Below are 24702 nucleotides of genomic sequence, written 5' to 3'. Positions count from 1 at the left end.
CGGCCCTGAGGGGCCGGTTTTGTATCTACTAAAGAATTCTTATTTATAAAAAACGGGGCAAGGAGTGACAGCATGAGTCAGGATTGGGATGCCGGTCGGTTGGACAGCGACCTCGAAGGCGTAGCGTTCGACACCCTGGCCGTACGCGCCGGTCAGCACCGCACGCCGGAAGGTGAACACGGTGATCCGATGTTCTTCACTTCCAGCTACGTATTCCGTACCGCTGCTGATGCGGCGGCACGCTTTGCCGGTGAAGTGCCGGGCAACGTTTACTCGCGCTACACCAACCCGACCGTGCGTGCGTTCGAAGAGCGCATTGCCGCGCTGGAAAGCGCCGAGCAAGCCGTGGCCACAGCGACCGGCATGGCCGCGATCATGGCGGTGGTGATGAGTCTGTGCAGCGCCGGCGATCACGTACTGGTGTCGCGCAGTGTGTTCGGTTCGACCATCAGCCTGTTCGAGAAGTACTTCAAGCGCTTCGGCATCGAAGTCGATTACGTGCCCCTGGCAGACTTGTCCGGTTGGGATGCGGCGATCAAGGCCAACACTAAATTGTTGTTCGTCGAGTCGCCGTCCAATCCACTGGCTGAACTGGTGGACATCGCCGAGTTGTCGAAAATCGCTCACGCCAAGGGCGCGATGCTGGTGGTCGACAACTGCTTCTGCACCCCGGCGTTGCAGCAGCCGCTGAAGATGGGCGCGGACATCGTCGTGCATTCGGCGACCAAGTTCATCGACGGCCAGGGCCGTTGCATGGGTGGTGTTGTGGCTGGTCGTAGCGAGCAGATGAAAGAAGTCGTCGGCTTCCTGCGCACTGCCGGGCCGACCCTGAGCCCGTTCAACGCCTGGATCTTCCTCAAGGGCCTGGAAACCTTGAGCCTGCGCATGAAGGCGCACTGTGCCAATGCCCAGCAACTGGCCGAATGGCTGGAGCAGCAGGAAGGCATCGAGAAAGTCCATTACGCCGGCCTCAAAAGCCATCCGCAGCATGAATTAGCCCTGCGTCAGCAGAAAGGCTTTGGTGCGGTCGTGAGTTTCGAGGTCAAGGGCGGCAAAGAGGGCGCGTGGCGCTTCATCGATGCGACCCGCCTGATTTCCATCACCGCCAACCTCGGTGACAGCAAAACCACCATTACGCACCCAAGCACCACCTCTCACGGCCGTCTGGCGCCGCAAGAGCGTGAAGCCGCGGGCATTCGTGACAGCCTGATCCGCATCGCGGTCGGTCTGGAAGATGTGGCAGACCTGCAAGCCGATCTGGCGCGCGGGTTGGCTGCCTTGTGATCGAGTTGTCCACGCCAGGCACTGGCACCAATGGCCGCGTTGCACTGGTCACGGGTGCTGCGCGGGGCATTGGTCTGGGGATCTCGGCCTGGCTGATCAGCGAAGGCTGGCAGGTGGTGCTGACTGATCTTGATCGGGTGCGCGGTTCGAAAGTGGCGAAGGTGCTCGGCGACAACGCCTGGTTCATTGCCATGGACGTCTCGAACGAAGCGCAGGTGGCGTTAGGCGTCGCCGAGGTGCTGGGGCAGTTCGGGCGTCTGGATGCACTGGTGTGCAACGCGGCGGTTACCGATCCGCACAACATCACCCTTGAAAGCCTTGATCTGGCGTACTGGAATCGGGTGCTGGCGGTGAATCTCAGTGGGCCGATGCTGTTGGCCAAGCACTGTGCGCCGTATCTGCGCGCTCACAGCGGTGCAATCGTCAACCTGGCCTCGACCCGCGCCGGGCAGTCGGAACCCGACACGGAGGCTTATGCGGCGAGCAAGGGCGGTCTGTTGGCCCTGACTCATGCCTTGGCGATCAGCCTCGGGCCGGAAATCCGCGTCAATGCGGTCAGCCCCGGCTGGATCGATGCGCGGGATCCTTCCGCACGCCGTGCCGAACCGCTGACCGATGCCGATCATGCCCAGCATCCGGCGGGCAGGGTAGGGACGGTCGAGGACGTGGCGGCGATGGTGGCCTGGCTGTTGTCGAAGAACGCCGGTTTTGTCACCGGCCAGGAGTTCGTGGTCGATGGCGGCATGACCAAGAAGATGATTTACAGCGAGTAATCGGGCAGGGGTGCTGTCCTTAGCATTCATGTTGAATGTGCCGCCGCCTTCGCGAGCAAGCTCGCCCCAACATTTAGAAAGCATGTTGCCTGACGAAACGCGGTCCAGTGTGGGAGCGAGCCTGCTCGCGAAAGCGGTCTGACGGTTCGCGACCTTGGTGTGGAATGCAACGATTTTGTCTTTTTCAGAAAAACTTCAAGCGGGGTATTGACTTAGCTTCGGTACCTGCGTAAATTTCGCGGCCTCGGAGATGCAAACGGGTGATTAGCTCAGCTGGGAGAGCGTCTGCCTTACAAGCAGAATGTCGGCGGTTCGATCCCGTCATCACCCACCACTTCCGAGAGTCTTGCGAAAGCAAGATGGAAGCTTTTAAAAGCCTCCACCGACGCGCAGCGGTAGTTCAGTCGGTTAGAATACCGGCCTGTCACGCCGGGGGTCGCGGGTTCGAGTCCCGTCCGCTGCGCCATATTTTCCGAGTCAGATTTATTCTGGTTCGAGATTGAAAGCCTCGAAGCTTTCAGTCAGACGAGTTACTTGGACGCAAGTCCAAAGCGATACGCAGCGGTAGTTCAGTCGGTTAGAATACCGGCCTGTCACGCCGGGGGTCGCGGGTTCGAGTCCCGTCCGCTGCGCCATATCTGCCTCAAGGCCCACTGAACGCCTTGGAGCTACGAAGAAAGCCGCTGGTAAAGCCAGTGTCTACTTCGAGTCGATAGCAAAGACCCTGGTCGAAAGACCGGGGTTTTTTGTGTCTGCGATTTGGCTTTTCATGTTTGACCCGTAACCATGGGCAATCGCATCTGCCGGCCAAATGCGGCCGTGCATCGATTTGTTCCTCTTCTCGACGATTCCCCTCAATAACGCTCAGCCCTGATCAACCGGTGGCTGTGTGGCAGAAACACCTGTCGTTCATTCACGTATCCAAGTTTTCCTGGGGGCGAAACGCATAAAGCGCTTGGTTTGACGCATCAACACTAATTAGAATGAGTCGCATTTAAAATATTTCTTCGCGCAGGGTTCCTTTAGATGAGTGATGCAGCGATGCCGGCGGCGCAAACCTTTCACGACCTGTACCGCGACCATCGTGGCTGGCTCGAAAGCTGGTTGAGACGACGCATGAGCAACGGCCATGATGCGGCGGACTTGAGCCAGGATACGTTCGTGCGTTTACTCGCCAGCTCCCAGCACATCGCCGACCTGCAAGAACCCCGCGCCTATCTGGCGACAGTCGGCAAGCGACTGCTCACCAATTTCTATAAGCGCCGCAGCCTGGAGCAGGCCTACCTCAGTGCGCTGGCGCTGCTGCCTGAGGACTGCGTGCCGTCGCCCGAGCAACGTTGGTTGCTGCTGGAAACCCTGCAAGCCCTGGACGAATTGCTCGATGGATTGCCGACCGCGGTGCGACGAGCGTTTCTCTGGAGCCAGCTGGAGGGCTTGGGTTATCACGAGATCGCCGAACGCCTGCAAGTCTCCGAGCGCACGATCAAGCGCTATATGGCGCAAGCCTATGAACATTGCCTGCTGGTGGAATTGTGACTGGTTCGACACCTTCGGCTGAAGCCCGGCAAGCCGTGCGGGCTGCCGCTCAATGGCTGGCACTCATGGAGTCAGGCGCCGCCAATGATCGCGACCGTGCCAATCTGCAGCACTGGCGTGACAGCCATCCCAGTCACGAACATGCCTGGCAGAAAGCCCAGCTCTTGCGCCAACGCTTTACCGACCTGCCGTCGGCACTGGCCATGGCCAGCCTGGATCGGCCGCAGACGAGCCGGCGCACGGTGCTCAAACGCGCCGTCGGGGCGGTGGCGCTGGTGCCGACCGCCTGGCTGATCAGTCGGCAGCTACCTCTGGATGTCTGGCGCGCTGACCTGCGAACGGCGACCGGGGAGGGCAAAAAGGTCCAGTTGGCCGATGGCAGCTCGCTGCAATTGAACACCGCGAGTGCCGTCGATATCGACCTGAAGAACCGCCGGCTGACACTCGTGGAAGGCGAAATAGCGCTCAATGTGCCCGGCGCATCGCCGTTGACGATCCAGACGCGCTTCGGGCAAGTGCTCGCCAGCCAGAGCGAGGTGTGCGTTCGTCAGGGGCAGACGGGGTGCAAGGTGTCGGTGCTTAAAGGTGCGGTGCAGTTGCAGCCTTTGCGCGGACCGGTCTTTTCATTGCGCGCAGGCCAGCAAGTCAGCCTTCAGGCGATGGGCGCCGGGCGCGTCGAACCTTTCGATGTGCTTGCGCCAGGCTGGCGCGACGGCGTGTTGATGGCACAGAACCAGCCCCTGGGCGATTTTCTGCGCGAACTCAGCACCTATCGTCCGGGATTGTTGCGCTGGGAACCGGAACTCGAATCCCTGCGTGTCACCGGCAGTTTCCGTCTGGAAGACACCGATCGCATCCTGACGTTACTAGCGGCCAGCTTGCCGCTGGAGGTGCATAGGCGAACCCGATACTGGGTCACGTTGCTGCCGCGCAAAAATAGTGTTTGAGGTGTGTCCCCTTTTTTCGTGTCGCTTGTCATTCAAGGCACGTGAAACGAAATCAGAGAGATTCTCAATGCCCGTAGTGATGCCCTGCAGTACGCGTCTGGGTTCTTCCAGGCTGCGCCCGTTGTTGCACTTGAGTCTGATGCTGAGCCTGAGTGCCTGTCCGTTGTTCATCACTGCCGGTTGGGCCGAAGACGCGCCTCGACGCAGTTATCAGGTGCCGGCAGGCAGCCTCAGTGCAGCGCTGACCCGTTTCGCCGGGCTGGCCGGGGTCAATCTGTCAGTGGACCCGGCACTGGTGGGCAGTCGCACCAGCCCTGGACTTTCCGGCGAGTACGCGGTCGAGGAGGGCTTTGCCCGCCTGTTGCAGGGTTCCGGTCTGCAACTGCAGCCGGTAGGCGAAGAGGCGTACATCCTGACCCCGGCGCCAGAAAGCGGCAGCCTGCAACTGGGGGCCACCTCGATTGTCGGTGCCACTGACTCGGAGCACGGCGATCCGTATGCCGGCGGCCAGGTCGCGCGTCGCGGTTCACAGGGCCTGCTGGGCTCGAAAGACTTTATGGAAACGCCGTTCAGCATGACCACCTACACCAGTGAGGTGGTCAAAAACCAGCAGGCGCGTACCTTGGGCGACCTGATCGCCAACGATCCCTCGGTTCGCGCCACCAACCCGGCGGGTGGGCGCTATGAGCAGTTCACCATTCGCGGGCTGAGCCTGTTCAACAGTGATGTTTCCTACAACGGTCTCTACGGCGTCCTGCCGACCTATACGATCGACATGGAGATGGCCGACCGCGTCGACGTCCTCAAAGGCCCGAGCCAGCTCATCAACGGCATCTCGCCGCGGGGCAGCGTGGGTGGTGGGATCAACGTGGTGCCCAAGCGCGCGACCGACAAGCCCATCACTTCATTCACCGGCAGCTACGCATCCGACAACCAGGTCGGTGGTGCCGTGGATGTCGGCCGGCGCTTCGGTGAAGACAATAAGTTTGGCCTTCGTTTCAATGGCGTGAAGCAGTCCGGCGACACCGAATGGGATCACCAGAATGTCGACCGCGAGATGGCCGTGCTGGGCCTGGATTTTCGCGGTGAACGCCTGCGACTCTCGACGGACATCGGGCGCACCGAACGTGATACCGACGCACCGCAGGAGCGCGTACAGGTTGGCCCTAACGCGCAGGTTCCGCATGCCAGCGATGTGCGCCGCAACTATGCGCAGCCCTGGAGCAAGGCGAGTACCAACGACACTTTCGGCATGGTGAACGGCGAATTCGATGTCAACGATTCCGTGATGTTGTACGGCGGTGTGGGCGCGCGCAAAAGTAACCATGACTTTCTCCGTCATGCCGTTTCGGTTACCAACAACGCTGGCAATTTCAGCGTTCTACCCCGTGACTTCACCCGTGACGAAAATGTCCGGACGGGCACTGCGGGGGTGCGCAACTGGTTTCATACCGGCCCGGTGAGCCATGAAGTCAACCTGGCTGCCAGCTATTACTACATGGACTTCGAAAATGGCGGCGCCCGTTATGCCGCAGGCAACAGCAACCTCTACAACCCCGTGACAACACCAACGCCTGTCAGACCCACGCGACAGGATTCGAAGGTCTACACCGAGAACCGCTCCACCGGTGTGGCGTTGTCCGACACCCTGGGCTTCTTCGATGACCGGCTGCTGCTGACCCTCGGCGCCCGCTGGCAGCGCGTGAAGGTTGACGACTGGACCGATAACGTCAGAGGCGACACCGGCTACGACGAGGAAAAGGTTTCGCCGTCGGGCGGCATCCTGTTCAAGGCAACCGACAAGCTGTCGCTGTATGCCAACTACATGGAAGGCCTGAGCCAGGGCAAGATCGCGCCGTCGACCTCGGTGAACGAGGACGAGATTTTCCCGCCGTTCATCAGCCGCCAGGTCGAAGTCGGCGCCAAGTATGACGCCGGTGCGTTCGCCGTCACCGCCGCCGTGTTCCGGATCAAGCAGCCGGCCTACGAGACCAACGCCACGACCCGCGTCTTCGGCCCGAACGGCAAGCGTGAGAACACCGGTGTGGAATTGAGTGTGTTCGGTGAACCGCTCGATGGTTTCCGTCTGCTGGGCGGTGTCATGTACATCGACAGCGAGTTGAGCAACACCACCAATGGCACCTTCGACGGCAACCGGGCACCGGCGACACCGAAATACAACGTCAACCTGGGCGCCGAGTGGGATGTGCCGGCTGTGCAGGGCCTGACCCTGACCAGCCGCGGCATCTATTCCAGCTCGCAGTACCTGGACCAGTCCAACAACAAGGAAATCGACTCCTGGGAGCGTTTCGACGTGGGCGCACGCTATGCGTTCAAGGTCGAGGAAAAGAACATCACCCTGCGTGCCAATGTCGAGAACGTGGCGGACAAGCGCTACTGGAGTTCGGCCGGAGCCTCGGATGACAGCGAGCCTGGCTTGACGCTGTCGACCCCGCGCACCTACCTCCTTTCGGCGACCGTCGACTTCTGATTCACCCGTGTCATGCGCCCCAGGGACCGGGGCGCCATCGTTGGACCATGACCTGATTCGTATAGAGGAAGGACCTATGCACCCCATCAGTTAATGAACATTAAAGACACTTGCGTATAAGTCGCTATCTGTCGGTAGCCTATAGCGAAGTTGTCAGTTGTATTAAAAGATCATGGCTAGATCATGGCACTTCCGAAGTTCATACCAGGTTTATTAACTTGGTTTTTTGCGTGCCTGATAGTTTTTAAAGTAGTTGAAATCGCTATATGTAAATTCCCAAATAGGTTGTAAGAATTAGTTGCAACAGCTCGGTAATGAGAATAAGTTGCATATCGACTTTAACGAGGGTGAAGCGATGTTGAATGATGGCGTATTGCACTCTAATACTTTGCAAAAAACCAATGCCGACTATTTGGCTCGACAAAGCAAGTTCGAATCTAATGTACGCAGTTATCCACGCAAGTTGCCGCTGGCCATTGCCAAGGCGCACGGGCTTTGGGTGACCGATGTCGAGGGCAATACTTACCTCGATTGCCTGGCCGGCGCCGGTACTTTGGCCCTGGGGCACAATCACCCGGCCGTCATGGCCAGCCTCGACAGCTTCCTCGCTTCAGGCCTGCCGATGCATACCCTGGACCTGACCACTGCGGTCAAGGACGCTTTCAGCGAAACCCTGCTCAGCCTGTTGCCGGACCAGGGTCGTGATTACTGCCTGCAATTTTGCGGGCCGTCCGGGGCGGATGCAGTGGAGGCCGCGCTGAAACTGGCCAAGACCTACACCGGGCGCAACAACATCATCAGTTTCTCCGGGGCCTACCATGGCATGACCCACGGCGCCCTGGCCCTGACCGGCAACACGGCGCCGAAAAATGCCATCGCCAGCCTGATGCCCGGGGTGCAGTTCATGCCGTACCCCCACGAATACCGTTGCCCGCTGGGCATTGGCGGTGAGGCCGGGGTCGAGGCCTTGACCCACTACTTCACCCAGTTCATCGAAGACGTCGAAAGCGGCGTGTCATTGCCGGCGGCGGTGATCCTTGAAGCGGTGCAAGGTGAGGGCGGGGTCAACTGTGCCCCGGCGAGCTGGCTGCGGGCGATCCGCGAGGTGACGCGCAAGCACGGCATCCTGTTGATCCTCGACGAAGTGCAGACCGGTTTCGGCCGCACAGGCAAGATGTTTGCCTTTGAACACGCCGACATCGAGCCGGACCTGATCGTCATGTCCAAAGCGGTCGGTGGCGGTTTGCCCATGGCGGTGCTGGGCATCCGTCGTGAGTTCGACGCTTGGGAACCAGGCAATCACGCCGGGACTTTCCGCGGCAACCAGATGGCCATGGCCGCCGGGCTGGCCACGTTGCAAGTACTGCAACAGCAAAACCTCGCCGTCCAGGCCGAGCGCCGTGGCCAGTGGCTCAAGGACCGACTGGTCGAGTTGCAGGCGCATTATCCGGCCCTTGGCCAAGTGCGCGGTCGGGGCCTGATGCTGGGCATCGAGATCGTCGATGAGCGCCAGCCGGCGGATCGCCACGGACATTTCCCGACGGACCCGGCGCTGGCCGTGGCCATTCAGCAACAGTGCTTCAAACAAGGCCTGTTGCTGGAGCGCGGCGGGCGTAAGGGCAATGTCATCCGCCTGTTGCCGCCATTGATTATCGACGATGAACAATGCCAGCAAGTTATCCAGCGTTTCGATAACGCGATGGCCGCAGCGTTATTGCAGTTACGCCCTTGAATGAATCAATCGAAGTTGCGTTGGCAGTCCACCGAATTGCAGTTTAATGACAGTGCTGCAAGTAACTTTAGTGATCGTCTGATTGTTTAAAAAGGTTCAGTGACGTGATGTCGTTACGTGGGGTTTCGTCGGCCGAAAAACAGGTCGATCAGCAACTAATTTATTCGCCATATAACGTGTCCAGTGGCCTCGCGGGCTATTGTGGAGCACCCATGAATCATCCAGATCGCAGTGTTTTATCGAATATGGTCAGTGAGTTGGCGACGACGCGTGCGTTGCTTAATTGTTTGATCAAAGAGTTCGCCTTGCCGGAAAACTGCCTAAGTTACAGTTGGCCGACGCAGATGCAAGGTATCGCCCCGGGCAGTTACCTCGAGGGGCTGGAATGGAAGGGCATTCCCCTGACCATCAGCCTGCCCAACCAGCAGCAGTTCTTTGTGATGGTGGACCGCCGGGATGGTCTGGGCAGTCACCGTTACCTGTCGGACGTTTATGCCCGGCGTGGCGAGGGCGACTGGTCGTGCCTGAGGTTTACCGAGTTCGTCGAGCAGTTGCTCGCGGCGTGCGAACACATGACCCGCGCCAGCAACGACGAGTTACTGGATCAGGTGTTGCAAAGTCAGTTGCTGACCGCGGCCATCGTTGGCCACAACATGGACGGCCAGCACCCGGCACCGCTCAGCGGTTACCTCGCCAGCGAGCAGGGCTTGTGGTTCGGTCATCCGAACCATCCGGCACCGAAGGCGCGCCTGTGGCCAGCTCATCTGGCCCAGGAAACCTATGCCCCGGAATTCCAGGCCCGCACGCCGTTGCACCTGTTCGAGGTGCCGCTGGAAGGATTGAACGTCGGGGCCAACGGCCTGAGCAAAGCCCAAGTGCTGGCCGGTTTTGCCGATCAAGCGCAGGCGCGGCCGGGGCACGCGGTTATTTGCATGCATCCGGTACAAGCCCAGCTGTTCATGCAGGATGGTCGGGTTCAGCGTTTGTTGAAATCCGCAGCCATCGTCAATCTTGGCGCCACAGGGCTGATGGCCAACCCCACGGCGTCCATCCGCACCTGGTACATCGAGGGCCATGAGTTTTTCATCAAGGGCTCGCTGAATGTGCGCATCACCAACTGTGTCAGGAAAAACGCCTGGTACGAATTGGAAAGCGCGCTGATGATCGACCGCGTCTTTCGTAACCTCCAACTGACCCGGCCCGAAACCCTTGGCGGGCTCTCGGTGGTGGCCGAACCGGGCAATCTGAGCTGGGCGCCGCAACAGGCCAGCGAAGCCGATAACCACTGGTTCCGCGAACAGACCGGGGCGATCCTGCGGGAGAACTTCTGCCTCGACACCGGCACCGACTGCAGCATCATGGCCGGTACGCTGTTCGCTCGTGGCCTGCATTTACCGCCGTTGGTGCATGAGTTCCTGAGCCGGTTCAACGGCAACGACATCGACGATCAACAGCTGTTGAGCTGGTTCGACGACTATCAGGCGCTGCTGCTACGACCGGTGCTGGCGCTGTTCTTCAATCACGGCATCGTGATGGAACCGCACCTGCAGAACAGCGTGCTGGTGCATGACAACGGTCGTCCTCAACGCTTGCTGCTGCGGGATTTCGAAGGGGTCAAACTGACCGACGAATTGGGGGCTTCCCGGATCGACGCAGACGTTCATCCACGGGTGCGTGAGTCGCTGCTCTATTCCCGCCAGCAAGGCTGGAATCGCATCGTCTATTGCCTGTTCGTCAACAACTTATCCGAGGCGGTACTGGCCTTGAGCTGGGAGCGTCCGCACCTGGCGCCGCTGATGTGGCAACGGGTGGAGCAGCAATTGATCAGCATCCGTGCCGAATTGACCCGCGCTGCGCCTGAGTTGGACGCACTGATCGCCGGTCAGCCGATTGCCTGCAAAACCAACCTGAAAGTCCGTCTGGCGGCCAAGGCTGATCGCCAGGCCAGCTACGTCAGTCTGGTGTCCCCGTGGGGCAAGGAGGCCAAGCATGGATAAGCTGCCCGCAGCGATACTGGCCGCCATCGATGAAGCCCGCACGCAGCACGAAGATCCGCTGGCACTGTTCATCTATGACCTCGACGCGTTGAAACAGCACGTGACGCAGGTGATGGCGGCACTCCCTGAAGGCGTGGAGCTTTACTACGCGATCAAGGCCAACAGCGAACCGCAGATCCTCGCCGCCATCGCGCCGTTGGTTCACGGCTTCGAGATTTCCTCCGGCGGCGAGATCGATCGCCTCCAGGCCTGCCCGACGCGCAAGCCATTCGTCTTCTCCGGCCCCGGCAAACTGGACTCCGATCTGCGTTCGGCGCTGCAACACCAGGTCGAAGCGATTCACATCGAAAGCCTGAATGAAATCGTCCGCCTGCAACGGCTGGCACTGGAAGCGGGGCACGTGCAAGACGTCTTGCTGCGGATCAACCCCGAACTGCCGTCGCCGCTCTCCAGCAAACTGGCGATGGCCGGCACGGCCACGCCGTTCGGGATCGATGAGTCGGAACTCGCTCAGGCGGTGAGCTGGGTCGATAACGCCAGCCACCTGCGGCTCAAGGGTTTCCATGTGCATGCGATGTCCCATCAGTCGCTGGTGGAACGCCATGAACAATTGCTTAATCTGTACCTGCAGCGCTGGCCGCAATGGAAAGCGTTGTCGGCCGATCCTGCGGCGATCACTCACCTCAATGTGGGCGGTGGCATCGGGGTCAATTACCTCGGGCCGCAGCAATTCGATTGGCAGCGCTTGTGTACGCATTTGGGGCAGAGCCTTGTAGCGTGTGCCGATGCGCCCATCGTGCGCTTTGAGCCCGGTCGTTTTATCAGCGCCTTCTGCGGCTACTACGCCATTGAAGTGCTGGATAAGAAAACCAGCCACGGCAAGCACTTCCTGGTCTGTCGTGGCGGCACCCATCAGTTCCGTTTGCCGGTTGCCCAGGGGCATGATCACCCGGTCATTCATCTGGCCCGGCATCGCGTAACACCAACGGCGACACAACAGGACTGGACCGTCGTGGGGCAGCTCTGCACGCCCAAGGATGTGCTGAGCCGCGATTGCCCGCTCACAGGGGTGGAGATCGGCGACATGCTGGTGCTGCCGCTGGCGGGTGCCTATGGCTACAACATCTCCCATGTCGACTTCCTCTGTCATCCACGACCACCGCAGGTGTTTGTGCAACAGGCCGGAGCCGCCCCGTGGGATTGACGTTTGCCGTGCCGCGCTGGTTGGTGGTGGTCAATGTGTTGTTGGGCACGCTGACGGTCAGCCTGAACAACAGCTCGCTGAATCCGGCGTTGCCGGCGTTCATGGAGGCTTTTGATATCGGTCCGCTGTTGGCCACCTGGATTGTGGCTGCGTTCATGGTGAGCATGGGCATGACCATGCCCCTCACCAGTTTTCTCAGCCAGCGGATGGGGCGCAAATCCCTCTATTTGTGGGGCGTGGCGTTGTTTGTCTGCGGTTCGCTGCTGGGGGCGTTGGCCAACTCCATCGCGCTGGTGATTGCCGCGCGCGTGGTGCAAGGGATCGCCAGCGGGCTGATGATTCCGCTGTCGCTGGCGATCATTTTTTCGGTGTACGCCAAGGGCGAGCGGGGCAGGGTCACCGGCCTGTGGGGCGCGGCGGTCATGCTGGCGCCGGCATTGGGGCCCTTGTGCGGGAGCCTGATGCTGGAGTGGTTCAGTTGGCGCTCGCTGTTCCTGATGAATGTGCCGATTGGCCTGCTGGCGCTGATCCTTGGCGTCGGCGTTTTGCCGGCTTCTGAAGCATCGGAACGCAAACCTTTCGACCTGACGGGTTACCTGTTGATCGCGACAGGAATCGGCCTGCTGATGATCGCCGTTGGCCGTCTGCGCCATGCCGAGGCACTCACTGATCCGCTCAACCTTGGCATGCTGCTGGCGGCGATCCTTTGCCTGGTTGCGTTTGTACGACTGGAACTGAACCGGACTTCACCGCTGCTCAACCTGCGCATCTTTGCCCTGCGCGGTTATCGCTTGAGCGTGATCATCGCCGTGGTGCAGTCGGTCGGCATGTTCGAATGCCTGGTGCTGCTGCCGCTGCTGGTGCAAGTGGTGATGGGCTACAGCGCTATCTGGACCGGCCTTTCGCTGCTGTGCACGGCGATGTTCGCCAGCCTGTTCGGGCATCTCGGCGGCAAGTGGCTGGACCGTCACGGCCCACGCGGCGTGGTGCTCTGGGGGCTGCTGCTGACCGGGGGCGCCACATTGGGATTGGGCGTGCTGGGGGCTGGCGCTTCAATCGGTGTGGTGTTTTTCCTGATGATGGTCCGCGGCGCCGGGTTGGGCCTGTCCTATATCCCCATCACCACCGCCGGCCTCGATGCGCTGCCTGAACCGATGGTCACTCAAGGTGCGGCGATGAACAACATTTCCCGTCGTCTCGTCTCGTCACTGGCCATCGTGATTGCCTCGCTCTGGCTGGAGTTTCGCCTGGCCGCCGAGTCGGCGGGCGGCATTGTTTCGGTGGCGACCCCGGGGGCGATCAGCGAGGTCTTCATGGCCACCGGCATCCTCATCCTGCTGGCATTGCCCTGTGCCTGGCGTTTTCCCGTTCACGCATCCGACGAGCCGGCCGAGGCATTGCCCTCAGCCCTCGAACACCGTTAATTCTTTCACGGACAAGGTTATGACTATGGCGACTTCTACACAGGCAACACATCAGGCTGCGGATTCTGCACCAGGCGTCTGGCTGGCGACGGCCGATCCGCGCCACTATCAGCAAGTGGAACAGCGCGTGGTGGGCCAACTGCTTCAAACGCTGCTGTATGAAAACGTCCTGCCGTATCGCCATTCCCCGCTCGATGGCGGTCAGTACCGTTTTGTCGTCAGCGGCGTCGATGCGCAGCAACAACCGGTGGAGTACCACTGCAGCGGATTGCTCAGCGAAAGCTTCGAGCTGATCCGCCTCGACTATGCCAGTCTCGAACGCGTTGACGCGTTGGGTGCGCGCCGCCAGCCGCACCTTCATCAAGCATTGGCTGAGCTGCTGAGCGAGCTTCAGGACAGCCCGCACCTGCCACGCTTCACCCATGAGCTTGAACAAACGATGCTCAAGGATCTGCAATCGCGCAGCCAGGGTTATCAAGCGGCCAAGCCAGCGCATCAACTGGATGTGGATGCGCTGGAACAGCACTTCATGGACGCCCACAGCTATCACCCTTGCTACAAATCGCGCATCGGTTTCTCGCTCAAGGACAACGCCAGTTACGGGCCGGAATTTGCCGCGCCCATCGCGATTGTCTGGCTGGCGGTTGCGAAAACTTGCGGGGCGATGAACATCTCGCAGCAGCTGGATTACGACGGGTTTATCCAGCAGGAATTCGGACTTCAGCGCTGGCAGCAACTCGCTGAAAGTCTCACCGATCAAGGCAAGGCAATGGGCGATTACTGGCTGATGCCGGTGCACCCGTGGCAGTGGGAAAACATCATTGTTCCTGTGTTCTATCCCGAGTTGGTCAGCGGTGAGGTGATCTATCTGGGCACTACGGATGACCGTTATCAGGCGCAACAGTCGATCCGCACCCTGGCCAACGTCACTGAGAAAAAGCGACCTTACGTCAAGCTCGCGCTGAGCATGACCAATACCTCCAGCACCCGAATTCTGGCCCGGCATACAGTGATGAACGGCCCGATCATCACCGACTGGTTGCAGCAGTTGATCCGCAGCGACAGCACCGCCCGCGACCTTGGCTTTGTGATTCTCGGTGAGGTGGTTGGCGTCAGCTTTGACTACGATCACCTGCCCGCTACGCGGATGTCCCAGGCCTACGGCACGATGGGTACGCTGTGGCGCGAGAGCATTCACCAGTACCTGCAAGATGATGAGCAAGCGGTGCCGTTCAATGGTTTGAGTTCCGTGGACAACCGCTACGGCAGCGGTGCACAAACCCCGTTCATCGATGCGTGGATCGCTCAATACGGCCTGCACGCCTGGACGCGCCAACTGTTGCAGGTGGCGGTGTCGCCGATCATTCACATGCTGTACGCCGAAGGCATCGGCATGGAATCCCATGGGCAGAACATCGTCCTGATCGTGAAGCAAGGCTGGCCGCAGCGTATTGCCCTGAAAGACTTCCACGACGGCGTGCGCTATTCACCGCAGCACCTGGGACGCCCCGATTTGTGCCCGACCCTGGTGCCGCTGCCCGCCAGCCACGCCAAGCTCAACCGCAACTCGTTCATCCTCACCGACAACCTGGATGCGGTCCGGGATTTTTCCTGTGATTCGTTCTTTTTCATCGCTCTGGCCGAGATGGCGATCTTCCTGCATCAGCACTATCAGCTCGAAGAGGCCCTGTTCTGGAAAATGACCGCCGAGGTCATCACGGCTTACCAGGCTGAACATCCGCAACACCGCCCGCGTTATGCAGCGTTTGATGTCTTCGCACCGTTCTATGAAGTGGAAGAACTGACCAAGCGCCGCCTGCTGGGCGATGGCGAACGTCGATTCAAGTCGGTGCCGAATCCGCTGCACGCGTTCCGACCGCAATCATGCTGAGGACCAATCTGCTCAAGCAGAAACTCAGAACAGGTGAGCCGGTCTACGGCCTGATCAGCTCGATTCCGTCACCTGCGGCCATCGAACTGATTGCCGAAGCCGGTTTCGATTTCGTGATCATCGATATGGAACACGTGCTGATCAATCCCGAGACCGTGGAGAACATGATCCGCACCGCCGAGAGTTACGCGCTGACCCCGCTGGTGCGGGTAGCGGACCTCAACCCGAAAACCCTGCTGCGCCTGCTCGATGGCGGCGCCCAGGGCATTGTCTTGCCGATGATCGAAGGCCCTGAACCCCTGGCCGAAAGCATTCGAGCCTGCAAATACCACCCGCAGGGCACCCGCAGCCTGAATGCCGGGCGCCCTGGCGCCTTTGGCAAACACAGCCTGGCGGAGTACGTCGCACTGGCCAACGAGCAAATCATGATCGTGGCGATGATCGAGAGTGCCGAAGGGGTGCGACGTGCGGCAGAGATTGCCGCGGTACCTGGTCTGGACATGATCCTCGAAGGGGGCGCCGACTTGTCGCAATCGATGGGCATGCCCTGGCAGATCGACCGGCCCGAGGTGCAGCAAGCGCTGCTCGCCAGCTGGCAAGCGGCGAGTGCCGCGGGCGTGCCGTATTGCGCGATTCCACGTCAGCCGGGCGACCACGAACGGTGGTTGAGCCGGGGCGTTAAAAGTTTTGTTTTGGGTGACGAGCGTGGCATCGCTTTTCGTGCCCTCCAGGCCAAATTGGCCGCTACTTCAGCAGAAGGAAAATAATCGGATGAACTTCACCACAATGGCCGCCGACAAGGTGATGCAGGATCTGGTCGATTGTTTACTGGCCGAACATTTTTTCGGCACCGAGCCGCTGAACCTGGTGGCGCCCTCGTCATCGGCCGATCAGCCGTTTACCGGGTTGAGCGCCGAACAACGGATCTGGGAATGGCCAACCGATCCCCAAGGTTGCATCGTCATTGCCCTGCGTCCCGGCATTACCCAGCAATGGGAGAAAGTACCGGGCACGCCGGTTTGGGCGCGACAGAATGACCAGCTGACCGCGCTGTCACCCGAGGCCTTCACGACCCAGGTGCTGGCCGGGATGACCGATCGCTACCCGGACAATGAAAAAGGCTTCGCCCTGTTTCTGGATGTGCTGCGCACCAGCGTCCGGCAAACCGAGTTGTCCCTGGCCCATCGGGTTAACAGCGAAGGCTTGCTGGAAAAGAGCAACGCGGACTTTTTCCTGGCGATGGAGCAGTGGGCTTCGTTGCGTGATCGTCCCTACCATCCGTTGGCCAAAGCCAAGCAGGGTTTGGACGACGCGGAGTATCAGCAGTATCAGGCGGAATTTGCCCGTCCGGTGGCGCTCAATTGGGTCGCGGTCGATCGCACGTTGCTGCAATGCGGCGTCGGTGTGACGGACCTGGCGCAGAGTTATCCCGCTCAATACTTGTTGCCGCCGCTGCTGCAGGCCAGCTTGCAACAAGAGCTGCTGCAGCGGGGCATTGCCCAGAGCCACATCGCGCTGCCGGTGCACCCGTGGCAGTTCGAACACGTGCTGGAGGCGCAACTCGGCGACGCGTTCGCCAAGGGTGATTGCCATCGACTGGACTTCACCGACGGTGATTTCTTCGCCACCTCGTCATTGCGCTCGATGACCCCGTGCTTCAACAGCGCCGATTACCTCAAGTTGCCGATGGCGATCTATTCGTTGGGCGCTTCGCGTTATCTGCCCGCAGTAAAAATGATCAACGGCGGCTTGAGCGAGGCGCTGTTGCGTCAGGCACTGAGCAAGGATGAAACGCTGCAACAGTCCCTGCATCTGTGCGACGAAACCAAATGGTGGGCGTTCATGCCGCCAGACGCGACGCTGTTCGACGAAGCGCCGCGTCACCTGTCGGCGATGGTGCGCGGCTATCCACCTGCGCTGCTCGAAGACCCGGACTGCCGACTGGTGCCCATGGCTGCGTTGGGCACGCCACTGCCGGGTAGCAACCAGCACTTTTTCGATGACTGGATGAGCTACCGTCAACTGCCGGCCAATGCGGCGTCGGTGATGACGTTGTTCCGCGAGTTGTGCCACAGCTTCTTCGATATCAACCTGCGGATGTTCCGCATCGGCATGCTGGGGGAAATTCACGGGCAGAACGCGGTGCTGGTGTGGAAGGCCGGTTATGCGCAGGGCTTGCTGTTGCGCGATCACGATTCGTTGCGCATCTTCGTGCCGTGGCTGGAACGCAACGGCCTGGCCGACCCGGCTTACCGGCTGAAGAAGGGGCACGCCAACACGCTGTACCACGATCGCCCTGAAGACCTGCTGTTCTGGTTGCAGACCCTGGGTATTCAGGTCAACTTCCGCGCCATCATCGATACGCTGGCTGAGGTCTACGCATTGCCGGCGACCGGTTTGTGGACGGCGATGGGCGAGGTGCTCAATGAGCTGATCGATACCATCGAGTTTGACGCCGAGGCGCGGATGATGATCAAGCACCAGTTGTTCGAAGCGCCACATTGGCCGCAGAAATTGCTGCTCACCCCGATGATCGAACGCGCGGGTGGCCCGGGCAGCATGCCGTTTGGCAAAGGGCAGGTGGTCAACCCGTTTCACAGGCTCGATCGTAATGCCTGAACCGCGACGTGAACCCTCCAGGCGCACGCTGTTGCGCCTGTCCCTGGGGGCGCTCGCCCTCAGGTTTTCTGTGCCAGCGTGGGCCGAGACTGGCGCCGCGCCGTTGCGGGTGATCACGCTGTTTCAGGGCGCCACCGACTGCGCCGTGGTGTTGGGCGTGACCCCGTGTGGCGTGGTTGATTCCTGGAGCGAAAAACCGACCTATCGCTATTTGCGCACGGCACTGGGCGCTGTGCCCCATGTCGGGCTGGAGACCCAGCCCAGCCTTGAAGACATCGCACTGCTCAAGCCAGACGTGATTATTGCCTCACGCTTTCGCCATGAGCGCATTGCACCGTTACTCAAGCAGATCGCCCCGGTGGTGATGCTGGAGGAAGTGTTTGAATTCAAGAAGACCCTGGCGCTGATGGGCGCTGCTTTACACCAGCAACAGAGGGCCGACGAGATTTTGAACCGATGGCAGCAACGCGTGGCACAACTGTGTCAGCAACTGCAGCAGACATTTGCCGGACGCTGGCCACCGACGGTGTCGATTCTGGACATCCGCGAAGACCACATCCGCAGTTACTTGCCGGCGAGTTTTCCCGGCTCCGTGCTCACCGAACTGGGATTCAACTGGAGTGACAGCAGCCGGGAGGCGAGCGGGGTATCGATCAAACTCACCAGTAAGGAAAGCCTTGCCGTGGTGAATGCCGACATCTTTTTTGTGTTCCTGCGCGCGCAGAACGCGGCGGTGCAGCGCAACTACGAGAGCCTGGAGCAACACCCGCTGTGGAAGCAGATGCGTGCCCCGCAGCAAGGACAGGTGTGGCAGGTCGATGGCGTCGCGTGGAGTCTGTCGGGCGGGATGTTGGGGGCGAACCTGATGCTCGACGACGTGGCCCGTGTGGCCGCCGCGCAGGTGGCCTCATGAGCCCTGGAGTAAAACTGTGCAGCGCGGGTGTCGTGTTGCTGCTGTGCTGCGTGTTGAGCCTGGCGGTCGGAGCCACCTGGATTCCACTGCCACAGATTGCCGCGGCGTTTGTCCATCCCGACCCGCTGAGTATCAGTCATGTGCTGGTGACCACCACGCGCCTGTCGCGCACCTTGATGGCGATTTCCGTAGGCGCCAGCCTGGCGGTCGCGGGCGCCCTGATGCAGGCACTGACGCGCAATCCGTTGGCGTCCCCCGGACTGTTCGGGATCAACGCCGGTGCGACCTTTTTTATCATCCTGTTTTCCTCGATCTTCTCGCTGTCATCCCCGGATGCCTGGTTATGGTCGGCGTTCCTTGGCGCTGCCGTGGCGGGTTGTCTGGTGTGGCTGATCGGCAACATGGGGCAAGGCAGTCTCAGTCCGCTGCGCATCGTGCTGGCGGGCGCGGCGATCGCCGCGTTGTTCTCCGCCTTCAGCCAGGCGCTGCTGGTGGTGAACCAGGATGGACTGGACACGGTGCTGTTCTGGCTGGCCGGTTCGTTGTCCGAACGCAACCTGTCGAGCGCCACACCCTTGTTGCTGACTGATCTGTTCGGGTTGTCGGGGACGCTGATGCTGGCCGGGCAGGTCAACGTGCTGAACGCCGGGGAAGAGATTGCTACGGGGCTGGGGCAGAGAACCGGCCTGATCCGGCTGCTGCTGAGCGTGCTGGTGATCTGTCTCGCGGGCAGCGCGGTGGCGTTGGCCGGCAGCATTGGATTCATCGGCTTACTGGTGCCGCACATGGTGCGCAAGGGGTTGTCCATCGACCATCGCTGGTTGCTGCCCGGTTGCGCGCTGCTCGGCGCCATTCTCTTGCTGTTGGCGGATACGTTATCGCGGGTTTTGATCCTGCCTCAGGAAGTGCCGGTGGGGGTGATGACGGCGCTGTTCGGCGCACCGTTTTTCATCATGTTGGCCCGGCGTGGAGGTCGTTATGGATAGGGTGGTGACGTGGCGCCGGGGAGGGTATTCCCGGCGGGTCAACCTTTCCACGTGGTTGCGGCTGGCGGCGGCGCTGGTGCTGACGGTGCTGGTAATGCTCGGCTCATTGTCGCTGGGGAAAGTCATCCTCTCGCCCCTCGAGGTGATGCGAATCCTGTTTTCCAGCCAGGACGCCAGCCTGACGTTGATCGTCGAGCAACTGCGTTTTCCACGCATTGTGTTGGCGGCGCTGGTGGGTGCTGCGTTGTCGGTGTCTGGGCTGATCCTGCAAAGCATCATCCGCAACCCGCTGGCATCGCCGGACCTGCTCGGCATCACCAGCGGCGCTAGCGCAGCTGCCGTGCTTTACCTGTCGTTCTTGTCCGCAACGCTGGGGCAACAGTTTCTGCCCTTGGCCGCGATGCTCGGTGCGGCTCTGGCCACATTGGCCATTTACCTGTTGGCCTGGAAGCAGGGAACCTCACCGCTGCGACTGGTGCTGATCGGCGTGGGCGTCTCGGCGATGTTGACGGCCGCGACCACCTTCATTCTGGTGTTCAGTCCGCTGACCACCACCCTGTCGGCCTATGTCTGGCTGACCGGCAGCGTGTACGGCGCCAGTTGGCCCGAACCGCTGGCGCTTGCGAGTTGGTTGTTGGGCATTTGTCCGTTGCTGGTGCTGCTGGCCCGTCAGGTGATGGTGCAACAGCTGGATGACAACCTGGCCCAAGGCATCGGCGTGCGCGTGCAATGGCTGCGGGCCGGTTTGTTGCTGGTGAGTGTGGCGTTGGCCGGTGCGGCCATTGCCTGGGGTGGGGCGATCGCCTTTGTCGGGCTGATTGCGCCGCATATTGCCAAACGCCTGGTGGCCCCCGGTTTCGCTGGGCAAGCCGTGATGGCAGCCCTGACTGGCGCAATCCTGGTGATGCTGGCCGACCTGGTCGGGCGCACGCTGTTTTTGCCCCTGGATCTACCGGCCGGGATCTTTGTCTCGGTGCTGGGCACACCCTTTTTTCTCTATTTATTGATTAAACAGCGTCATTAAGGAATTCAACGTATGACGTCGATTGCAAGTCGCGGCCTGACCCTGAGTTATCAGCGCCAGGTGATTATTGACGCGCTGGACATGCAACTGCCCAAGGGCAAGATCTCGGTGCTGATTGGCAGTAACGGCTGCGGCAAAAGTACCTTGCTCAAGTCCTTTGCCCGACTGCTGAAACCGCAGCAAGGCTCGGTGATTCTCAACGGCGTGGATATCCAGCAAAAATCCACGGCGGCGGTGGCGCGTGAGTTAGCCATCCTGCCCCAGACACCGACGGCACCCGAGGGTATTACCGTTCGCCAACTCGTGGCTCTGGGCCGATACCCGTATCAGAGCTGGATGCAGCAGTGGTCGGCCGAGGATGAAGCCATGGTCAATCGCGCGCTGACGCAGACCAGTCTGCAAGCGCTGGCGGATCGGCCGGTGGATGCCTTGTCCGGTGGGCAGCGCCAGCGTGCGTGGATCGCCATGACCCTGGCCCAGGACACCGGCATCGTGTTGCTGGACGAGCCGACAACCTTCCTCGACCTGGCTCACCAGATTGAAGTGCTGGACCTGCTGCGCGACCTCAATCGGCTCGAGAACAAAACCATCATCATGGTGCTTCACGACCTCAACCTGGCCTGTCGTTATGCCGATCATATGGTCGCGGTGCATGAGCGTACGGCATTTGCCCAGGGCCGGCCTGAGGATGTCTTGACTCAGGCGCTGGTCAAAACCGTGTTCGACCTCAACTGCAGGATTATTCCTGACCCGTTCTTTGGTACGCCGATGTGCATCCCGTTCGGTCGGGAATTGCCACAATGAATCTGGCTCACCACTTCACCACGCAAGAGTGGAACGTATTGGGCGGTGGGTTGCGTTTGAAGGACTGCACCGAGCGGGACCCATTACGTTCGCTGATGGCGCGTGACCTGTTGCAGGAAGATGTGTGCGAGCGTTTGCTGGACGCATTGAGCCCGGTCATTGGCTCACCGTCGCGGGCGATCACCGCCTCGCTGCTGGGTAAGCGCCTGTCGTTCCTGGCCACCGGCGCCTGTTTGTACGCCATGTCGGTGTACGACAAAGGACTGTTGCTGTCGCTGGACAACACGGTGATCGAGTACGGCCATGATGACGGGCTGTGGACGTCTTCGATGCCGATGGCTCATTCCCTGCCGCTGACGTTTGGGGCAGGTGAGCGCGAGGCCTGGCGGGAAACTCTGGTGCAGGCGCTGTTTGCCGGACTGTTGAAGCCGCTGTGGCAAACCTTCAACCGTGTGAGTGGCGTTTCACGGCGCATCTTGTGGGAAAACACTGCCGTACGCGTGTATTCGTTGTATGAAAAACGCATGGCAAAAATCGATGAGCCGTCGGTACGTGAGCGCTATGAAGCCGACTTCAAGTGGTTGCTGACTCAGGCAGAACCAGCGCTGTTCGGCCTCGATTACAACCCGCTGAGCCATTTCCGCCGACCGCCGACACTGCTCGACGAGGGGCAGCGCAGCATTCGCTTTCGGCGCACGTGCTGCTTCTACTACCTGGCTACCGAGCCCGCTGAATATTGTTCAACCTGCCCACTATTGCGTCCGGGAAAATGCCGATGAGTTATCAGATCAACCCTCGCCAACAGCTCGTCACCCCGAAGTTGCTCAACGCCTACCGGTCGATCCCTTCGTCGACCATCGGCCATTTTTCCGATCGGGGTTTCCTGCGGGGGATCAAGCCGCTGTTCAACAACATCCGCATGGTCGGCAATGTCGTCACTGTCAAAGTTTTCCCACCGGATGGCAGCATTTTGCGTGAAGCGCTGTTGCTGAGTGAGCCGGGCGACGTGCTGGTGATCGAATGTGTGGGCGACGAGGAGTGTGGCTGTTGGGGCGAACTGCGCACCCTGGCCGGGCTGATCAAAGGGTTGGCCGGAGTGGTGGTGTCGGGTGCGGTCACGGATGTCAGCGCATTGCGTCTTCATGGGTTACCGGTCTTTTGCCGGGACGTCAGTGCGTACACGACCCGCGGCATTGGCGCCCATGGGGAAGTCAATCAGTCGATCAATGTGGGCGAGGTTCAGGTGCGGCCGGGGGACCTGGCCATTGGCGATGATGACGGTGTCTTCATCCTCGATGCTGGGCGTGCGGCCGAGCTGCTTCCCGAGCTCTTGGCCAAAGAGGAAATGGACCAGCAACGCAGGGCCGAATTTTTGCTGAGGCTCAATCAGCGAAAGGGCTGACTTCCCGAGCTGAAATGAAAAGGGGCAACTGTGCAGTTGCCCCGTTTTTGCATCGGGTCGCTCAGAAACCGAGCTTGTCGCGCAGTCCGTAATACCAGGCGCCCAATGCAGCGAATGGTGTGCGCAGCAGTTGTCCGCCAGGGAACGGGTAGTGGGGCAGGTCGGCAAACGCGTCGAAACGCTCGGCCTGGCCACGCAACGCTTCGGCCAACACCTTGCCCGCCAGGTGCGTATACGTCACGCCATGGCCGCTGCAACCCTGGGAATAGTAGATGTTGTCGCCCAGGCGTCCGACTTGAGGAAGTCGCGACAAGGTCAGCAGGAAATTGCCGGTCCAGGCGTAATCGATCTTCACGTCCTTGAGCTGCGGGAAGGCCTTGAGCATCTTTGGCCGAATAATCGCCTCGATGTTCGCCGGATCCCGCGCGCCATACACCACGCCACCGCCGAAAACCAGGCGCTTGTCGGCGGTCAAACGGTAGTAGTCGAGCAGGTAATTGCAGTCCTCGACGCAGTAATCCTGCGGCAACAGGCTCTTGGCCAATGCGTCGCCCAGGGGTTCAGTGGTGATCACCTGAGTCCCGCAGGGCATCGATTTGGCGGCCAATTCCGGCACCAGATTACCGAGGTACGCGTTGCCCGCAACGATGATGAACTTGGCCCTGACTTTGCCCTGAGGCGTATGCACCACCGGACTCGCGCCGCGCTCGATGCGTACCGCTGGTGATTGCTCATAAATGGTACCGCCCAACGACTCGACAGCTGCCGCTTCGCCCAACACCAGGTTCAGCGGATGAATGTGTCCGCCGCTCATGTCGAGCATGCCGCCGATGTACTGATCGCAAGCGACCACTTCACGGATGCGACGCTGATCCATCAATTCAAGCTGCGTGTGACCGAACCGCTCCCACAGACGCTTCTGCGATTCCAGATGGCCCATCTGCTTGGCGGTAATGGCGGCGAATACGCCACCGTCCTTCAAGTCGCACTGGATATTATATTTGGCAACGCGCTCACGAATGATCCGCCCACCTTCGAACGCCATCTGCCCCAGCAACTGAGCCTGCTTGGGACCGACACTGCGCTCGATCACATCGATGTCGCGGCTATAACTGTTAACGATCTGGCCACCGTTACGCCCCGACGCACCAAAACCTACCTTCGCCGCTTCAAGCACCGTTACCCGGAAACCGTTTTCCAGCAGAAACAGGGCAGCGGACAGACCGGTGTAACCGGCACCGATCACACAGACATCAGTCTCTACGTCATCCTGCAAGGCCGGGCGCGGCGGAACCGCATTGGCCGACGCGGCGTAATAGGATTCCGGGTAGGGGGTGTTCGCCATCCTGCAGCCTCTGTTTAATATATTTTACGAGTGCATCGATCCTACCCGAGATAAAAATCGACCGCCAGCCACCGCAAAATCTTCTTTGCAGCGGCGAAATTAAATATTTTGCATATTCATAGGGTTAGCTCGAAAAAAGGTGTTGACACCCCTTTGGAATTCCGTAGAATGCCGCCTCACAGCAGGCACGTAGCTCAGTTGGTTAGAGCACCACCTTGACATGGTGGGGGTCGTTGGTTCGAGTCCAATCGCGCCTACCAAACAAAATCCGCTCTGCTGGGCGGTCTAGAAGGGCTCACCGAAAGGTGGGCCCTTTTTTGTGTGCGCCCA

At 60.4% G+C, this 24702-nt stretch carries 19 protein-coding genes and 4 tRNA genes; 22 read left to right on the top strand and 1 reads right to left on the bottom strand.

The features are described from left to right. The first annotated feature begins 72 nt into the window (after positions 1–72). The 21 genes from VD17_RS13350 to VD17_RS13250 all read left to right on the top strand — a co-directional run bounded on the left by VD17_RS13350 (position 73) and on the right by VD17_RS13250 (position 23027). Positions 73–1284 (top strand): O-succinylhomoserine sulfhydrylase, encoded by a 1212-nt coding sequence (locus VD17_RS13350; protein ID WP_046047729.1) that lies wholly within the window; start codon positions 73–75, stop codon positions 1282–1284. Then, complete coding sequence (locus tag VD17_RS13345) at positions 1281–2057, top strand: SDR family oxidoreductase (RefSeq protein ID WP_046054214.1); 777 nt, start codon at positions 1281–1283, stop codon at positions 2055–2057. The genes VD17_RS13350 and VD17_RS13345 overlap by 4 nt, the downstream gene beginning before the upstream one ends. A 258-nt stretch (positions 2058–2315) precedes the next feature. Continuing rightward, positions 2316–2391, top strand: a tRNA-Val gene (locus VD17_RS13340). A gap of 55 nt (positions 2392–2446) precedes the next feature. Next, positions 2447–2523, top strand: a tRNA-Asp gene (locus VD17_RS13335). 92 nt (positions 2524–2615) lie between these two features. After that, positions 2616–2692, top strand: a tRNA-Asp gene (locus VD17_RS13330). A 391-nt stretch (positions 2693–3083) separates the two neighbouring features. Then, complete coding sequence (locus VD17_RS13325) at positions 3084–3593, top strand: sigma-70 family RNA polymerase sigma factor (protein WP_008145604.1); 510 nt, start codon at positions 3084–3086, stop codon at positions 3591–3593. Then, a complete protein-coding gene (locus VD17_RS13320) occupies positions 3590–4540 on the top strand; it encodes a FecR domain-containing protein (RefSeq protein WP_046054213.1) in 951 nt (316 codons plus the stop codon). Before VD17_RS13325 ends, VD17_RS13320 begins: the two co-directional genes overlap by 4 nt. Positions 4541–4607: 67 nt before the next feature. Next, positions 4608–7031, top strand: coding sequence for a TonB-dependent receptor (locus VD17_RS13315; RefSeq protein ID WP_046054212.1), 2424 nt, complete (start codon positions 4608–4610; stop codon positions 7029–7031). Positions 7032–7386: 355 nt separating this feature from the next. Continuing rightward, on the top strand, positions 7387–8763 hold the full coding sequence (locus VD17_RS13310; RefSeq protein ID WP_046054252.1) for a diaminobutyrate--2-oxoglutarate transaminase: 1377 nt from the start codon (positions 7387–7389) through the stop codon (positions 8761–8763). Positions 8764–8975: 212 nt separating this feature from the next. After that, positions 8976–10760 (top strand): IucA/IucC family protein, encoded by a 1785-nt coding sequence (locus VD17_RS13305; protein ID WP_046054211.1) that lies wholly within the window; start codon positions 8976–8978, stop codon positions 10758–10760. Then, positions 10753–11964, top strand: a complete 1212-nt coding sequence (locus tag VD17_RS13300) for a type III PLP-dependent enzyme (protein WP_046054210.1) — start codon at positions 10753–10755, stop codon at positions 11962–11964. Before VD17_RS13305 ends, VD17_RS13300 begins: the two co-directional genes overlap by 8 nt. Next, positions 11961–13388 carry a DHA2 family efflux MFS transporter permease subunit gene (locus VD17_RS13295; RefSeq protein ID WP_046054251.1) on the top strand — a complete coding sequence of 476 codons (1428 nt, stop codon included), beginning with the start codon at positions 11961–11963 and terminating at the stop codon, positions 13386–13388. Before VD17_RS13300 ends, VD17_RS13295 begins: the two co-directional genes overlap by 4 nt. Before the next feature lie 19 nt (positions 13389–13407). Beyond that, the gene (locus tag VD17_RS13290; RefSeq protein WP_046054209.1) at positions 13408–15279 is read left to right on the top strand and encodes an IucA/IucC family protein; all 1872 of its coding nucleotides are present in this window, start codon (positions 13408–13410) and stop codon (positions 15277–15279) included. Further along, positions 15273–16046: an HpcH/HpaI aldolase family protein gene (locus VD17_RS13285; protein WP_046054208.1), complete on the top strand. Its 774-nt coding sequence runs from the start codon at positions 15273–15275 to the stop codon at positions 16044–16046. The genes VD17_RS13290 and VD17_RS13285 overlap by 7 nt, the downstream gene beginning before the upstream one ends. A 4-nt stretch (positions 16047–16050) precedes the next feature. After that, a complete protein-coding gene (locus VD17_RS13280; protein ID WP_046054207.1) occupies positions 16051–17898 on the top strand; it encodes an IucA/IucC family protein in 1848 nt (615 codons plus the stop codon). Continuing rightward, on the top strand, positions 17891–18811 hold the full coding sequence (locus tag VD17_RS13275; protein ID WP_046054206.1) for an ABC transporter substrate-binding protein: 921 nt from the start codon (positions 17891–17893) through the stop codon (positions 18809–18811). The genes VD17_RS13280 and VD17_RS13275 overlap by 8 nt, the downstream gene beginning before the upstream one ends. After that, positions 18808–19797: a FecCD family ABC transporter permease gene (locus tag VD17_RS13270; RefSeq protein ID WP_046054205.1), complete on the top strand. Its 990-nt coding sequence runs from the start codon at positions 18808–18810 to the stop codon at positions 19795–19797. The genes VD17_RS13275 and VD17_RS13270 overlap by 4 nt, the downstream gene beginning before the upstream one ends. Next, positions 19790–20821, top strand: a complete 1032-nt coding sequence (locus tag VD17_RS13265) for a FecCD family ABC transporter permease (RefSeq protein WP_046054204.1) — start codon at positions 19790–19792, stop codon at positions 20819–20821. The genes VD17_RS13270 and VD17_RS13265 overlap by 8 nt, the downstream gene beginning before the upstream one ends. Before the next feature lie 12 nt (positions 20822–20833). Beyond that, positions 20834–21625, top strand: a complete 792-nt coding sequence (locus tag VD17_RS13260; protein WP_046054203.1) for an ABC transporter ATP-binding protein — start codon at positions 20834–20836, stop codon at positions 21623–21625. Beyond that, entirely contained in the window at positions 21622–22404 is a 783-nt protein-coding gene (locus tag VD17_RS13255; RefSeq protein WP_046054202.1) for an IucA/IucC family C-terminal-domain containing protein, read from the top strand. Before VD17_RS13260 ends, VD17_RS13255 begins: the two co-directional genes overlap by 4 nt. Continuing rightward, entirely contained in the window at positions 22401–23027 is a 627-nt protein-coding gene (locus VD17_RS13250; RefSeq protein WP_046054201.1) for an RraA family protein, read from the top strand. The genes VD17_RS13255 and VD17_RS13250 overlap by 4 nt, the downstream gene beginning before the upstream one ends. Positions 23028–23088: 61 nt before the next feature. Here VD17_RS13250 and VD17_RS13245 read toward each other — a convergent pair whose 3' ends face one another. Beyond that, positions 23089–24372 (bottom strand): NAD(P)/FAD-dependent oxidoreductase, encoded by a 1284-nt coding sequence (locus tag VD17_RS13245; RefSeq protein WP_046054200.1) that lies wholly within the window; start codon positions 24370–24372, stop codon positions 23089–23091. A gap of 183 nt (positions 24373–24555) precedes the next feature. On the opposite strand from VD17_RS13245, the gene VD17_RS13240 reads away from it, so the two are divergent. Then, positions 24556–24632: transfer RNA gene (locus VD17_RS13240), tRNA-Val, on the top strand. Positions 24633–24702 lie beyond the last annotated feature (70 nt).

This window comes from Pseudomonas fluorescens, from assembly GCF_000968015.1.
Taxonomy (GTDB): Bacteria; Pseudomonadota; Gammaproteobacteria; order Pseudomonadales; family Pseudomonadaceae; genus Aquipseudomonas; species Aquipseudomonas fluorescens_W.
The sequence above is the reverse complement of the archived record's forward strand: the minus strand, read 5'-3'. Positions and strand labels throughout refer to the sequence as shown.

Coding starts and splice junctions, on each gene's coding strand:
- VD17_RS13260 (WP_046054203.1), top strand. CDS start 20,834: ATGACGTCGATTGCAAGTCGCGGCCTGACCCTGAGTTATCAGCGCCAG.
- VD17_RS13350 (WP_046047729.1), top strand. CDS start 73: ATGAGTCAGGATTGGGATGCCGGTCGGTTGGACAGCGACCTCGAAGGC.
- VD17_RS13265 (WP_046054204.1), top strand. CDS start 19,790: ATGGATAGGGTGGTGACGTGGCGCCGGGGAGGGTATTCCCGGCGGGTC.
- VD17_RS13305 (WP_046054211.1), top strand. CDS start 8,976: ATGAATCATCCAGATCGCAGTGTTTTATCGAATATGGTCAGTGAGTTG.
- VD17_RS13275 (WP_046054206.1), top strand. CDS start 17,891: ATGCCTGAACCGCGACGTGAACCCTCCAGGCGCACGCTGTTGCGCCTG.
- VD17_RS13250 (WP_046054201.1), top strand. CDS start 22,401: ATGAGTTATCAGATCAACCCTCGCCAACAGCTCGTCACCCCGAAGTTG.
- VD17_RS13245 (WP_046054200.1), bottom strand. CDS start 24,372: ATGGCGAACACCCCCTACCCGGAATCCTATTACGCCGCGTCGGCCAAT.
- VD17_RS13280 (WP_046054207.1), top strand. CDS start 16,051: ATGAACTTCACCACAATGGCCGCCGACAAGGTGATGCAGGATCTGGTC.
- VD17_RS13255 (WP_046054202.1), top strand. CDS start 21,622: ATGAATCTGGCTCACCACTTCACCACGCAAGAGTGGAACGTATTGGGC.
- VD17_RS13325 (WP_008145604.1), top strand. CDS start 3,084: ATGAGTGATGCAGCGATGCCGGCGGCGCAAACCTTTCACGACCTGTAC.
- VD17_RS13310 (WP_046054252.1), top strand. CDS start 7,387: ATGTTGAATGATGGCGTATTGCACTCTAATACTTTGCAAAAAACCAAT.
- VD17_RS13290 (WP_046054209.1), top strand. CDS start 13,408: ATGACTATGGCGACTTCTACACAGGCAACACATCAGGCTGCGGATTCT.
- VD17_RS13270 (WP_046054205.1), top strand. CDS start 18,808: ATGAGCCCTGGAGTAAAACTGTGCAGCGCGGGTGTCGTGTTGCTGCTG.
- VD17_RS13315 (WP_046054212.1), top strand. CDS start 4,608: ATGCCCGTAGTGATGCCCTGCAGTACGCGTCTGGGTTCTTCCAGGCTG.
- VD17_RS13285 (WP_046054208.1), top strand. CDS start 15,273: ATGCTGAGGACCAATCTGCTCAAGCAGAAACTCAGAACAGGTGAGCCG.
- VD17_RS13300 (WP_046054210.1), top strand. CDS start 10,753: ATGGATAAGCTGCCCGCAGCGATACTGGCCGCCATCGATGAAGCCCGC.